Origin of the sequence: Salinarimonas soli (genome assembly GCF_008386575.1) — a bacterium.
Lineage (GTDB): Bacteria > Pseudomonadota > Alphaproteobacteria > Rhizobiales > Beijerinckiaceae > Salinarimonas_A > Salinarimonas_A soli.
In genome coordinates, this window is record NZ_VUOA01000013.1 from 40,435 (window position 1) to 53,688 (window position 13,254).

The window sequence follows — 13,254 nt, forward strand, 5'->3', positions numbered from 1 at the left end:
CATGAGGGAGGAACGGAGCACGGCCGTCGCGAGCCGGTCTTTCGGGATCGAGCGCATATCGGCAGGCTCTAACCCGCCGGATAAAGGCGCCCCTTCCAGCCGGCGGGCCGGCCGCGGCGGTTGCGCGCGAGCGCGGTCCACTGGATCGCGAGCCCCGTGAGCACCGTGGCCGGGTGGAGCGGGATCGACCAGGGGTTCTCGCGGGTCGCGAGCGTCACGGCGGCGCGCAGGCCCAAGGAGAGCGCGAGCGCGGCCCAGGCGGGCACCGAGGTGCCGCCGGACGCGATCACCAGGGGGAGGGGCAGGACGTGGCCGCCAAACAGCAGCACGGTCCAGACCGGCAGGGCGCGAGGCGTCGCCATGGCCTCGTGGGCGTTCTTGGCGAAGCCGGCCCAGGCCTCGCCGAAGCCGCGATACATCCGGCATGTGGCGAGCCGCGCCCCCGCCACCACGTCCGTGCGCCGCCCGCTCTCGCGGAAGACCCGCGCGAGCTGCAGGCCGTCATGGATGCGGGTGCGGATCGCCTCGTGCCCGCCGACCGCGGCGTAGGCCTCCCGCTCGGCGAGCAGCATCTGGCCGCAGGCGGCGCCGAGGCTCGGGTCGGGGCGCGTGCGCATGAGCGGCACGGGGAGGTAGCCCAGCATCAGGAGGTTGATCGAGGGCACGGTGAGGAGCTCGCCGGGGCTGCGCATGATCTGGCGCGGCACGGCGCTCACCAGCGGCGTCCCGGCGGCGACGGCATGGGAGACCAGGGCGGCGGCGGCGCCGGGCTCGAGCCGCACGTCCGCGTCGACGAAGAGGAGATGCGTACCCCGCGCGGCCTGGGCCAGCCGGAAGCAGGCATGGACCTTGCCGGTCCAGCCCTCGGGCAGGGGCGGCGCCCCCTCCAGGCGCACGCGCGGGTCGCGGGCGGCGAGCTCCGCCACGATCGCCGGCGTGCTGTCGGTGGAGCCGTCGTCCATCACCACCACCTCGACGGCGACGCCCGTGGAGCGCAAGGCGGCCTCGACGGCGGCGCCGATATTGCCCTCCTCGTTGCGGGCGGGGATGAGGATCGAGACCAGCGTCCCGTCGGGGAGGCGCCGGATCGCCGGACTGCGCATGGCGATGAGGTTCACGGCGCCCAGACACGCCGGCAGGGCGGCGAGGACGAGGGCCGCGAGCGCGAGCCAGGCGATCATGGCCGTCCCCCATGGGATGGGTCGAAGCGCTCGCCCCGGGCGCGGGCGCGCAGGCGCTTCCAGGTGTCGTAGATGCCACCCACCCCGGCCTCCCCCGACAGCACCGTCTCGAAGCGCGCGGGATCGCGGGAGCGGACGTCCTCGCTCAAGTGGTCGAGGGTGCCGGTCAGGGCCGCCTCAAGGCGGGTGCGCCGGGCCGGGCGGTCGAGGGCGAGGAGGTCGGCACCGCGGATCGGCGCCCCGAAGGCGAGGAACGCCTCGCCGCCGCGTTCCTCCCAGAAGCCGTACTCGATGGCGAGCGGCACGAAGAGGGCGTCGGGGTTGAGCTCGGGCAGGCGCGCGATGCCGGCCTTCAGGCCGACCGGCCGCTCGCGCACGTCGCTGAAGCGCCCCTGGGCGGCAAGCCAGATGGCGCGGTTCGGCTTCGACAGGATGTCGGCGCTGGCGGCGAGGAAATGCGCCGCCCCCGCCGCGCTCTCCAGGTCGACCCCATAGGCGCCGATGCGGCCGAAGAAGCCGTATTTCGCCATCATGGCGGCGTCGATGGGGGCGTAGCTCTCGTGATGGGGCAGGAACGTGTCGGCCCCGAGCACGTAGACGGCCCCGTCCCACCAGGCCGGATGGTTCGAATAGACCACCACGGGCCCCTCCCCGGCCGTCAGCCCCAGCCGCCCCCAGCGGGCGAGCCGCATGGCGTTCATGTGGCGCACGAAGAAGCGGCGGAAATAGAAGACGAAGAAGCGGACGAGAGCCGGATTGCGCCGCGCCGTGGGCCGCCGGTCGAGGGGCAGGCGCGCGGCGAGCCCGCCCATGCCTCTCCCCGCCGGACTGGGAGAGGGCCGCGCCTGCGCAATGGCAGGCGCGGCAAGCGGAGCGTCAGCGGAGCGGGGGTGAGGGGGTGTTTCCGGGTGAGGCTCCATCCTGAGACGCCCCCTCACCCTCGGGCTGCCGCCCTCGCTTCGGGCCCCGGCAAGGGGGCCCGAAGCCCTCTCCCCGCACGGCGGGGAGAGGAGACCGTCTCCCGCGACGCGGGAGACCTCACGACGCGTCCCGCAGCACCTGCGCGCCGCCCGCGTCCTGGTCGAGGGCGTCGGCGGCGATCCAGCCGGACATCATGACCATCGGCATGCCGGGCCCCGGATGGGCCGCGCCGCCGGCCAGATACAGGCCGCGCACCTGGCGGGAGCGGTTGCCGGGCTTGAAGGCGCCGAGGAACTTGCCGTGGCTGGCAAGCCCGTAGATGGCGCCGTTGAGCACCTTGTAGCGGTCGTGGATGTCCTGGGGCGTGAGGTGGCGCTCGACGACGATGCGCTCCTCCAGGTCCTCCAGGCCCGCCGTCCGCTTGAGCTTGTCGACGATCTTCTGCCGGTAGGGCGCGAACATCTTCGACCAGTCGTGGTGCGGGCGGAGATACGGCGTGTGGACGAGGACGTAGAGCGCCTCGCCGCCTTCGGGCGCCACGCTCGGGTCCGTGACGGCGGGCGCTGCCAGGTAGGCCGTCGGGTCGGGGGCCGGCTCGCCCTTGTTGTAGATGTACTCGAACTCCTCCTCGGGATCGCGGGAGAAGACGAAGTCGTGGTGGGCGAGGTGGTCGTACTTCTCCTTGAGGCCAAGATAGAGGACCACGCCCGAGCAGGCCGGCTCGTAGCCCTTGCGCTCCATGCGCGCCCCCACCTCGCCGCCGATCAGCTCCTTGTAGGTGCGGATCGAGTCCATGTTGGAGACCACCGAGTCATAGGCCTCGACCCCCGTGTCGAGGCGTACGCCGCGCACGGCGCCGTTCTCGATCTCGATGCCCTTCACGTCGACGCCCGTGCGGATGTCGGCGCCGAGCTCGCCCGCGAGCTTCGCCAGCGCCTCCGCCACCGCCCGCGTGCCGCCCATCGGATACCAGACCCCGTCCGCCGCCTGCATATGGGCGATGGAGCAGAGCACGGCCGGGGAGGCGTAGGGGTTCGAGCCCACATACTGGGTGAAGTGGTCGAGCATCTGGGCGAGGCGGTCGTCCTTCACCTTGCCGCGAATGGTGCCCGCCACCGAGGCGCCCATGCGAAGCGAGATCACGTCGCGCATGGTGGAGGGGCTGAAGTTCGCCTTGATGTCGATGGTGTCGAACAGGTCCTCGACGGGCTTCCAGAAGAAGAACTTGTCCGAGACGCCGTGGAGATGCGCCGCGATCTCCTGGAAGCGCTTGTAGCCCTCGCCCGCGCCCTTGCCCGGCGCGAAGCGGTCCATCTCGGCGGACATCGTCGGGATGTCCTCCATGAGGTCGATCCGCGAGCCGTCGTCGAAGAAGCAGCGCCATTGCGGGTCGAGCCGCACGAGGTCGAGATAGTCCGCGATGTTGCGGTTCGCCTCGCCGAAGATGCGGAACAGCACCCGGGGCACGGTGAGGATGGTGGGGCCCATGTCGAAGCGGAAGCCGCCCTCGTGCAGGACGGCGGCCTTGCCGCCCACCCACGCGTTCTTGTCGTAGAGGGTCACCTTGTGCCCCCGCGCGCCGAGCACGCATGCCGCCGCGAGCCCGCCGAGGCCGCCGCCGATCACCGCTACGTTCCGTCCGTCACCCGCCACGACGCCGCTCCTTGGTCACTGTCACCCTTGGGCACTCTAGTCCTATCCCCCGAACCGCGCGAGGCGGACGGGTATGGTGGTCGCGGGCTCGTCGACCCTGACCTGGGCCCGCGCGAAGGTCGGGATCGCGATCCGCCCGACATCGTTGGAAAAACCGTAGGGCTCGCTCGGGATGCCGATGACGTTCCGGTCGAGCTGCCCGTTGCCGTTCACGTCCTGATAGACGGCGACCGCGATGGGGCCCGCCGGCACGTTGCGGAACGTGAACCGCATGGTGCCGGGCCTGGCCGGGCGCGAGTCGCCCAGGGGGCAGGCCGCGGGGTCCAGCGCCGTCCGGCACAAGCCGACATAGACCTGCCCCTCCGCCGACGCGACGCCCGTCACCTGCACCGTCACCGTGGAGGCCCAGGCGGCTGGCGCCATGAGCGCCAGGAGGGCGGCGAGGGCAGGCCCGCGCATGGCGCTCACGACTCGGCCGCGGCCGGCGCGACCGCCGGGCGGCGGAAGCGGAAGAGCGGCTGGCGCGTGCGGCGCCGGGCCTCGAGATCCTCCTGGAGGAGCCGCGTGGTGATCCGCGCGCCCTCGAAGATCACGGGCAGCCCGGAGCCCGGATGCGTGCCCCCGCCGACCAGATAGACGCCGCCGCCGAAGCGGTTGTGCGGGCGGAAATAGAGCATCTGGCCGAGATCGTGCGACAGGTTGAAGGTCGCGCCCTCGTTGACCCCGAACTCGTCGCGCCAGTCGATTGGCGAGACGATGCGCTCGTAGCGCACCCGGGATTCGAGGTTCTTGAGCCCTAGCGTCTCCAGGCGCCGGTAGGCCAGCGCCCGGTAGCGGGCCGATTCCGTGGTCCAGTCCGTGGCGCCGCGCAGGTTCGGCACCGGGACGAGGACATAGAGCGCCGTGTGGCCCTTGGGCGCCATGGTCGGGTCGGTGGCGCCCGCGTGCTGGACGTAGAAGGAGGGGTTGTCGGGGAGGATGCCCTCCCCGATCTCGCGGATGTTGCGCTCGTAGTCCTGCGCCAGCACGATCGTGTGGTGCTGGAGGTCGCCGACGTCGCCCTCGATGCCGAGATACATCATGAAGGTCGAGCAGGAGAGGCGCGCCTTGTCGATCTTGGCGTCGGGCCAGCGCCGGCGCTGCGCCTCCGGGATCAGGCGGCGCACCGCATGGCCGAAATCGCCGTTGATCACCACCGCGTCCGCCGCGTGCCGGTCGCCGCCCGCGATCACGCCCACCGCCTGGTCGCCCTCGTAGAGCACCCGGTCGACGGGGGTGTTGAGGTGGATCGTGACGCCCATGCGCTCGGCGAGCCGCGCCATGGCCTCCGACACCGCGCCGCAGCCGCCCATGGGGTGAAAGACGCCGTGCTCGTATTCGAGGAAGCTCAGGATCGTGAAGAGGCTCGGGCACTGGAAGGGCGACATGCCCAGATATTTCGTCTGGAACGAGAACGACAGGCGCACCCGCGGATCGGCGAAGTAGCGCCGCAGGTCCTCGTCCACGGAGGAGAGCGGGCGCAGGTGCGAGAGCGCCGCGATCATGGCGGGCGACATCACGCTGTGCGGCTTGCAGAAATCCTGCTGGAGCACGGGCTCGAACTTCGCGAGCTTCGCCCGGTTGTCGGCAAGGAAGCGGCGCACGTTGCGGGCGTCGGCGGGGGCGATCTTCGCCACCTCGGCCTCGAGCCGCTCGACGTTCGGGGTGGCGAGGAGCTCGCCCGCGCCCTCGAAGATCAGGTGGTACTGCGGATCGAGCTTTTTCAGCTCGACATGGTCCTCCAGCCGCTCGCCGCAGGCGGCGAAGATCTCCGACAGGATGCGGGGATAGAGGAAGAAGGTGGGACCGATGTCGAACTTGTAGCCGCCGGGCGCCGTAACGGTCTTGGTGCGCCCGCCGACCGCCGCGTCCCGCTCGTAGAGATCGACCCGCGCGCCGGCCTGGGCCAGCATCAACGCCGTCGCGAGACCTCCCGGACCGGCGCCGACGATGGCGATGCGGTTGCCGGCGAGCGTGGTGGACGTCATGGGCGAGCCTTCCCTCTTCGTATCGTTGGCCTCGTCGGATCGCGCGGCGTGACCGCGCGCTCCGTCGGGCTCCTCATACGCTCCGGAGAGGCGAAAGGATCACCCGGCGAGGGCTGCGGGGCGCAGGAGCCCCGCCTCCTGTTGTAGCGCGTGATTGCCCGTGCGGAAGCCCCGTGCGGAGCCGCAACACAGGATTTAGGGGCCGGAGGGGGGCGGCAAATCGCGCGATTCCCGAGGCGGAGCGCCGGTTCTGCGGCGCTAGGTCGCGACCGGAGCGCTCAGCGCCCGGCGGGCTTCGTCCGCGTCACGAGGCTCGCCACGACGGAGAAGCCGCCGAAGGCGAGGTAGGACCAGTGGACCCGGTCGGCGAAGCCGAAAAGCCACGGCGCCGCCATGAGAAAAAGGCCGCCCGCCCCGTCGACCGCGAGGTGGGCCGGCACCGAGAGGACCGGGATCACGCCCCATTCGTAGTCCGTGGCGAAGCTGTAGGCGAAGGCCGCGACGCCGAAGAACATCAGGAGGAAGCCCTCCGTCCCGCCCGCGAAGCCGAGCGCCCACGGCGTCGCGAAGGCGAGCGCGCCCCAGACATAGTCGATGATGCCGTGCACCCGGGTGGGAAGGAAGCGCATCGCGGCCTATCCGGCGTGGGCGGGCGACGGGGCGTCGCGGCGCGCCGCCGTCGCGGGCGCGGCCTCGTGCGGGCGCGGGCCCCTGGCGAGCGCCGCGATCCCCTCGGCGATCTCTGGGGTCGCGAAGTGGTGGATCATGTGGCCGAGGCCCGGCAGGAGCCGGTAGGTGCTGCCGGGGATCGCCCGGTGCATGACGGCCGACTGCTCGCCCGTGGTGACGATGCGGTCCTCGCCTCCCGCCATGATGAGCGTCGGCACCCGGATCTCGTGGTAGCGGCCCGCGAACTCGGCGGCGCCCGGGATCATGAAGGCCGTGTCCTCGGCGGCGGCGCGGATCTGGATCGGGCGGTAGGCGAGCGGATGCGGGTACTCGCGCCGGAACGGGGCCGGCACCTCCTGGGGCTCGAAGATCCGGTGCAGCAGGAGCGGCTCGAACGCCGCCGACAGCGAGGGGCCGACCGTGTAGCGGAAAAGGTCGCCGGGGCCTGGGATGGCGGCGAGCGAGAACAGGGCCACGTCGGTGCGCGGCGTCGGGAAGAAATAGCCCGAGAGCAGCACCAGCGCGCCGAGCGCCTCGGGCCGCGTCACGGCGAGCACGGCCGCCGTGAGCGCGCCCCAGGAATGGCCGACGACCACCGGGCGCTCCACGCCGAGCATGCGTAGCGCGTCCGCCACGAGGGCGGCCTGGGCCCGCGCCGTCCACATCGTCAGCCGCGGGCGGCTGGTATGGCCGAAGCCGGGCCGGTCGAGGACGATCACCCGGTGATCCCGGGCCAGCGCGTCGAGAAGGCCGCTCGACTCGATGTCCTCGATCGTGGCGCCGTTGCCGTGCAGGATCACCACGGGCGGCGCGGCCGGGTCGCCGCGCTCCAGCACGTGCAGGCGCACGCCGTCGACGCGCAGGAAGCGGCCCTTGGGCGGGTTGGCCCGCTCGGCCGCCTTCGCCTGGGCCCGGCGCCAGAGCGCCACAGCCGCGAGGGCGGCGCCGGCCGCGAGGGCCGCGGTCGTACGACGGCTGGTCATGGCATCTCCTTGTGGTCAGGCTGACCAACGGAGCCCGCAGCAAGGGGTTCCGGGAGAGGACCGCCCGAAACGCCGCAGGATTTCAGCTAGAGGATGCGCTTGAGATCGGCTGCGCCATCCGGATCGCTGGGACCCGAAACGCCGCAGGATTTCACCCGACCTTTCCCAAGACCCGCCGGGTTCGCTAAGGTCAGGGCCGGTTTCGTGCGCGGGTGGCGTCATGGTCGCGGGCTGGACGGTCGTCCTCTCGGCCCTTCTCTATCTCTGCTTCCTCTTCACCGTCGCCCATTGGGGCGACCGGTCGGGGCGCGGGCTCATGGCGGGGCGCGGGCGCGCCACGATCTACGCCCTCGCGCTCGCGGTCTATTGCACGTCCTGGACGTTCTTCGGCTCGGTGGGCCTCGCGGCGCGCTCGGGGCTCGACTTCCTGACGATCTATATCGGCCCGATCCTCGTGGTGGGCTTCGGGCACGCCCTCGTGGCGCGCGTGGTGCGCATCGCGAAATCCCAGAACATCACCTCGATCGCCGACTTCGTGGCGGCGCGCTACGGCAAGAGCGAGCGGGTCGCGGCGGTGGTGAGCCTCATCGCGGTCATGGGGGCGGTGCCCTACATCGCCCTCCAGCTCAAGGCGGTGGCGGCGTCGCTCGGCGTGTTCCTCACCGCCACCGACGGGCGGATCATCACCACCATGCCCGTCTTCGGCGACCTCGCCCTCGTGGTGGCGATCGTGCTCGCGGGCTTCGCGGTGGCCTTCGGCACCCGGCACACCGACGCCACCGAGCACCAGGACGGCCTCATGGTCGCCATCTCGCTGGAATCGGTGGTGAAGCTCGTCGCGTTCCTGCTGGTGGGCTTCTACGTCCTGGCCTGGATGGCGGGAGCCGAGAGCGGGATCCTGGAGCGCATCGACGCCCGCGCCGTCATGCGCCAGATCGTGGACCAGACCTCGGAATTCGGCACCTTCCTGACGCTCACCCTGCTCGCCGCCTTCGCGGCCCTGCTCCTGCCGCGCCAGTTCCACATGGCGGTGGTCGAGAACCGCTCCATCGACGACGTGCGCCGCATCGCGTGGCTGTTCCCGCTCTATCTCGTCCTCATCAACGTCTTCGTCGTGCCACTCGCGGTGGCGGGGTCGGCGGTCTTCGCCGAGGGGCAGATCGACCGGGACATGACTGTGCTAGCCCTGCCGCTCCATGCGGGCGCGGGGTGGATCGCGCTCGCGGCCTTCCTCGGCGGGCTCTCGGCCGCCACCGCCATGGTGATCGTGGAATCGGTGGCGGTCGCCATCATGATCTCGAACCACCTCGTGATGCCGCTCCTCCTGCGGCGCGGCCTTGCGGCGAACGCCGCCGTCGGCGCGCGGGACGCCGCGCCGAGCGACCTCGGCCATGTCGTGCTGGGCGTGCGCCGGGTCGCGATCGCCGTGGTGCTGCTGCTGGCCTACGCCTATTACCGGGTGGCGGGCGACGCCGCGCTCGCGGCGATCGGGCTTCTGTCCTTCGCGGCCATCGCGCAGATCGCCCCGGCCTTCCTCGGCGCCCTGTTCTGGAGCCGGGGCACGGCGCGGGGCGCGACCGCGGGGCTGGTGGTGGGCTTCCTGGTCTGGGCCTACACGCTCCTCCTGCCGAGCGTCGCCTGGGATCACGCCACCTGGTCCGACTTCATGGCGGGGGGGCCGTTCGGGCTCGCCTTCCTGAAGCCCACCTCGCTGCTCGGCGTCGAGCTGCCCCAGCTCACCCACGGCGTGGTCTGGAGCCTTGCCCTCAACGCCCTCGCCTTCGTGACGCTCTCGCTCACGCGGCCCGCCAACAACCTGGAGCGCCTCCAGGCCGCCGCCTTCATCGGCGACGACGCCCCCGCCATCGCCCCCTCCTTCCGCCTCTTCCGGGCGAGCGTCGCGGTGGGGGATCTGCGGGCCACCGTGGCGCGCTATCTCGGCGAGGAGCGCACCAACCGCTCGTTCGAGAGCTTCGCGACGAGCCGGGGCCTCGCCCTGTCGCCGAAGGCCGAGGCCGACATCCACCTCCTGCGCTATGCCGAGCACCTGCTCGCCTCGGCCATCGGCGCGGCCTCCTCGCGGCTCGCCCTGTCGCTGCTGCTCAGCCGGCGCAACGTCTCGACCAAGGCGGCCCTGAAGCTCCTCGACGACGCCTCGGCCGCGATCCAGTATTCCCGCGACCTGCTCCAGCACGCCCTCGACCATGCCCGCCAGGGCATCACGGTTCTCGACCGGGACCTGCACCTGCTCGCCTGGAACCGCGCCTTCATCGACCTCTACGAGCTGCCGCCCGAGCTCGTGCGGGTCGGCGTCGGCCTCGACGAGATCATCCGCTTCAACGCCGAGCGCGGGTCCTACGGGCCGGGCGAGGCGAGCGAGCTCGCCGCCGCCCGGGTGGAAAGCTTCATCCACGACCGCGAGCCCGTGCGCATCCGCCTGCACCCCGCCGCCCGGACCATCGAGGTGCGCACCAACACGCTGCCAGGCGGGGGCTACGTCACCACCTACACCGACGTCACAGACATCGTGGCCGAGGAGGAGGCCCGCGAGCGCGCCAACGAGGAGCTGGAGCGCCGGGTCCGCGAGCGCACCGAGGAGCTGACCCTCCTCAACGCCGCGCTCACCCGCGCCAAGGCCGAGGCGGACGAGGCGAACGTCTCCAAGACGCGCTTCCTCGCGGCGGCGAGCCACGACATCCTCCAGCCTCTCAACGCCGCCCGCCTCTACGCCACCTCGCTCGTCGAGCGCGACCGGGGCACGGGCGACGCCGCGCTCGCCGAGAACGTGGACGCCTCGCTCGACGCCGTGGAGGAGATCCTCACCACGCTCCTCGACATCTCGCGGATGGACACGGGCGCCCTCAAGCCGCAATGGTCGAGCTTCCGCCTCGACGAGATGTTCCGCCAGCTCCAGCGCGAGTTCGAGCCCGTGGCGCGGGAGAAGGGCCTGCGGCTGCGCTTCGTCACGCCCTCGCTCACCATCCGCTCGGACCGGCGCCTGCTGCGCCGCCTCCTCCAGAACCTCGTCTCCAACGCCATCAAGTACACGCCCTCGGGCAAGGTGCTCGTGGGCGCGCGCCGGCGCGGGGGCACGCTTCGCCTGGAGGTGCGCGACACGGGGCTCGGCATCCCGCCCTCGAAGCAGCGCCTGGTGTTCCGCGAGTTCCAGCGCCTCGACCAGGGGGCGCGGGTGGCCCGGGGCCTAGGCCTCGGCCTCTCCATCGTGGAGCGCATCGCCCGGGTGCTCGCCCATCCGCTCGCCCTCGCCTCGCAGCCCGGACGGGGCTCCACCTTCTCGGTCGAGATGCCGGTGACGGCGCCCGTGGCGGCCCGCGCCGTGAAGGACGAGGGCCGCTCCGGGGTCATGGCGCCGCTCGCCGGCCTCACCGTGCTCGCCATCGACAACGAGCCCGCCATCCTCGACGGGATGCGCACGCTGCTGACGGGCTGGGGCTGCACGGTGGCGACCGCCTCATCGGCCGCGGAGGCCTGCGCCGAGATCGCCGGGGGTCCCGTCCCCGCGGTCCTCATCGCCGACTACCACCTCGACGAGGGCGCCAACGGCCTCGACGCCATCGCCGCCGTGCGGGCCGCCATGGGGGGCGGCGTGCCCGCCGTGCTCCTGACCGCCGACCGCACCCCCGCCGTGCGCGAGGAGGCTTCCGCGCGGGGCGTCCACGTGCTGAACAAGCCCCTCAAGCCCGCCGCCCTGCGGGCGCTGCTGGCGCAATGGCGGGCGACCCGCATGGCGGCCGAGTGAGGGGGGCGCGGAGGCCGCTGATCCGACCCTCCCCCCCGTCCTGAGAGGCTGGCCCATAAGTGCGGCCGACCCACCACCCTCGTCCTGAGAGGCTGGCTCATAAGTACGGCCCACCCTCCGTCCTCGTCCTGAGGTGTGAGCGGAGCGAGCCTCGAAGGGCGTTCCAGGGATCTCCGAACGGCCGTGGCAGAGGTCGTGCGTGCTTCGAGGCTCGCTCCGCTCGCACCTCAGCATGAGGACAAGAGCATCCCCTTTTGGGTCAGCCTCTGAGGTGCGACCCCGGACTCGATCCGGGGGAGCCTCGAAGGGCGCTCCAGGGATCACAGGACGGCCGTGGCAGCGGGGTGCGTGCTTCGAGACGCCCGCCGGCGCGGGCTCCCGGGCATGAGGGGCGATCCCTGGATTCCCGTGGTACCCCCTCACCCGGGGCACTTCGTGCATCCCTCTCCCCATGGAGAAGGGGAGGTCCGGCAGGCGGTCCGCCCCGTCCGCCTCAGCTCGGGCTCGGATCCGGAGCGACGTCCACCGTATCCCCCTCCCCCTCCGCGGGCGGCGGGACGGCGGCGAGGCCGGGCGCCCGGCGGACCGCCGCGGCGGCCGGGCGGCTCGCGAGGAGGAGGCGCACGGCCTGGACCACCTGGAGCGGGAGATAGGGCTTGTCGAAATACACGCTCGCGGGCACGCGCCGGGGCACGCCGGGCGCGTAGGCCGAGGCGTAGATCACGGGGCGGTCGGGGTAGAGGCCGCGGAAGGCGATCGCCACGTCCCACCCGTTCGCGCCGCCGCCGAGGAGGATGTCGGTGAAGAGGAGGTCGATCTCGGGATGGGCCGCCATCCGCTCGATCGCGTCGGGCGCCGACGTCGCCTCGATCACGACGAAACCCGAATCGCGCAGCTCCCCCGCGATCAGCTCGCGCAGCAGGGGCTCGTCCTCGACGACCAGGATGCAGGCTTCGGCCATGTCGCTCGCTTCGTGCGCCGCAGGGCTTTCCGTTCGGTCAGGGCCTTTAGCTCAAATTGTCAGTGTCGACAAACCGACAATTCGACGGAGCACCCTTCCATCCACGGGCGTTGACCCGGCGCAAGGCGGGAGCGCACCCTGCGGGGCAGGCTCGGACCCCCGCTCGGCCGATGGAGGGATCGCCATGGCGTTCAAGGACCTGCTGTTGTCGCTCACGAGCTATCCGGATCCCAGCGCCCCCGCCGCGATCGCCGCCGGCGTGGGCTATGCCGCCCTGCTGGAGGCGCGAATCACGGCCGTGACCTTCGAGATCGAGATCCCCATGCCGATGGGCTTCTACGCCGACCGGCTCGTGGACCTCAGCGGCCTCATCGCGACGGAACGCCAGAAGAGCGCCACGCAGGCCCGCGAGCTCGTGGCCGCCTTCGAGGCGGAGGCCGCGGCGCGCGGGCTGGCGCACGAGGCCCGGGTGGCGCCGGCCAACACCGTGCAGACGCCCGCCCTCATCCGCGACCACGCCCGGCTCAGCGACCTCGCCATCCTGCCGCTGGGGCCCACCCCCGATTTCCGCAACATCGTGGCCGAGACCGTGATCTTCGAGGCGGGCCGGCCCGTGCTCGTGGTGCCCGAGGCGGCGGGGCGGGCGCCGGCCCTCGATCACGTCGTGCTCGCCTGGGATTTCGGCCGCCCCGCCGCGCGGGCGCTCGCCGACGCCCTGCCCCTCCTGCGCCGGGCGGGCCGCGTGGAGGTGGTCGCGGTGGAGACCGGCGGCCCCGCCGCCTCGAGCCGCACGGGCGACGACCTCCTGCGCCACATCGCCCACCACGGCGTGGCCGGCACCTTCACGACGATCCCGATGGGAGATCGGACGGTGGCCGAGGCCTTGAGCGGGCATGCGCTCGCGGCCGGGGCCGATCTCCTGGTCATGGGCGCCTACGGCCATTCGCGCCTGCGCGACTTCATGCTCGGCGGCGCCACGAAAGCCATGCTCGCCGCCCCGCCGCTGCCGCTGTTTCTGTCCCATTGAGGGGATTGGAGGGGCGCCGCCACCCTTGGCCTACCGCATGGAGGCCGGGGTGCTCCCCTCTCCCATGGGGAG

The 13,254-nt window shown here is 72.2% G+C and carries 10 protein-coding genes; 2 read left to right on the forward strand and 8 right to left on the reverse strand.

The annotated features are described in order from the left end of the window. Positions 1-68: 68 nt before the first annotated feature. From F0L46_RS05700 to F0L46_RS05730, 7 genes are all read right to left on the reverse strand, one after another. Positions 69-1,181 (reverse strand): glycosyltransferase family 2 protein, encoded by a 1,113-nt coding sequence (locus F0L46_RS05700; RefSeq protein WP_149816090.1) that lies wholly within the window; start codon positions 1,179-1,181, stop codon positions 69-71. Continuing rightward, complete coding sequence (locus F0L46_RS05705) at positions 1,178-1,993, reverse strand: lysophospholipid acyltransferase family protein (RefSeq protein ID WP_149816091.1); 816 nt, start codon at positions 1,991-1,993, stop codon at positions 1,178-1,180. Before F0L46_RS05705 ends, F0L46_RS05700 begins: the two co-directional genes overlap by 4 nt. Before the next feature lie 226 nt (positions 1,994-2,219). Beyond that, entirely contained in the window at positions 2,220-3,755 is a 1,536-nt protein-coding gene (locus F0L46_RS05710; RefSeq protein WP_149816092.1) for a phytoene desaturase family protein, read from the reverse strand. Positions 3,756-3,797: 42 nt separating this feature from the next. Continuing rightward, positions 3,798-4,214 (reverse strand): DUF2141 domain-containing protein, encoded by a 417-nt coding sequence (locus F0L46_RS05715; protein ID WP_149816093.1) that lies wholly within the window; start codon positions 4,212-4,214, stop codon positions 3,798-3,800. A gap of 5 nt (positions 4,215-4,219) precedes the next feature. Next, the gene (crtI, locus tag F0L46_RS05720) at positions 4,220-5,782 is read right to left on the reverse strand and encodes a phytoene desaturase family protein (RefSeq protein WP_149816094.1); all 1,563 of its coding nucleotides are present in this window, start codon (positions 5,780-5,782) and stop codon (positions 4,220-4,222) included. A gap of 278 nt (positions 5,783-6,060) precedes the next feature. Beyond that, positions 6,061-6,411 (reverse strand): SPW repeat domain-containing protein, encoded by a 351-nt coding sequence (locus F0L46_RS05725; RefSeq protein ID WP_210247609.1) that lies wholly within the window; start codon positions 6,409-6,411, stop codon positions 6,061-6,063. A gap of 6 nt (positions 6,412-6,417) precedes the next feature. Beyond that, positions 6,418-7,434, reverse strand: a complete 1,017-nt coding sequence (locus F0L46_RS05730) for an alpha/beta fold hydrolase (protein ID WP_149816095.1) — start codon at positions 7,432-7,434, stop codon at positions 6,418-6,420. Between the two features lie 220 nt (positions 7,435-7,654). Here F0L46_RS05730 and F0L46_RS05735 point away from each other — a divergent pair, with 220 nt between their 5' ends. Continuing rightward, entirely contained in the window at positions 7,655-11,194 is a 3,540-nt protein-coding gene (locus F0L46_RS05735) for a hybrid sensor histidine kinase/response regulator (protein ID WP_149816096.1), read from the forward strand. 493 nt (positions 11,195-11,687) lie between these two features. On the opposite strand, the gene F0L46_RS05740 is transcribed toward F0L46_RS05735, so the two are convergent. Continuing rightward, a complete protein-coding gene (locus F0L46_RS05740) occupies positions 11,688-12,155 on the reverse strand; it encodes a response regulator (RefSeq protein WP_149816097.1) in 468 nt (155 codons plus the stop codon). A 184-nt stretch (positions 12,156-12,339) separates the two neighbouring features. On the opposite strand from F0L46_RS05740, the gene F0L46_RS05745 reads away from it, so the two are divergent. Beyond that, positions 12,340-13,182, forward strand: coding sequence for a universal stress protein (locus F0L46_RS05745; RefSeq protein WP_188311867.1), 843 nt, complete (start codon positions 12,340-12,342; stop codon positions 13,180-13,182). The last annotated feature ends 72 nt before the right edge of the window (positions 13,183-13,254 follow it).

What these genes read in the sequence shown, in the direction of transcription:
- F0L46_RS05730 (WP_149816095.1), bottom strand. Translation starts at nt 7,434, where the DNA reads ATGACCAGCCGTCGTACGACCGCGGCCCTCGCGGCCGGCGCCGCCCTC.
- F0L46_RS05725 (WP_210247609.1), bottom strand. Translation starts at nt 6,411, where the DNA reads ATGCGCTTCCTTCCCACCCGGGTGCACGGCATCATCGACTATGTCTGG.
- F0L46_RS05715 (WP_149816093.1), bottom strand. Translation starts at nt 4,214, where the DNA reads ATGCGCGGGCCTGCCCTCGCCGCCCTCCTGGCGCTCATGGCGCCAGCC.
- F0L46_RS05705 (WP_149816091.1), bottom strand. Translation starts at nt 1,993, where the DNA reads ATGGGCGGGCTCGCCGCGCGCCTGCCCCTCGACCGGCGGCCCACGGCG.
- F0L46_RS05740 (WP_149816097.1), bottom strand. Translation starts at nt 12,155, where the DNA reads ATGGCCGAAGCCTGCATCCTGGTCGTCGAGGACGAGCCCCTGCTGCGC.
- F0L46_RS05745 (WP_188311867.1), top strand. Translation starts at nt 12,340, where the DNA reads ATGGCGTTCAAGGACCTGCTGTTGTCGCTCACGAGCTATCCGGATCCC.
- F0L46_RS05700 (WP_149816090.1), bottom strand. Translation starts at nt 1,181, where the DNA reads ATGATCGCCTGGCTCGCGCTCGCGGCCCTCGTCCTCGCCGCCCTGCCG.
- crtI (WP_149816094.1), bottom strand. Translation starts at nt 5,782, where the DNA reads ATGACGTCCACCACGCTCGCCGGCAACCGCATCGCCATCGTCGGCGCC.
- F0L46_RS05735 (WP_149816096.1), top strand. Translation starts at nt 7,655, where the DNA reads ATGGTCGCGGGCTGGACGGTCGTCCTCTCGGCCCTTCTCTATCTCTGC.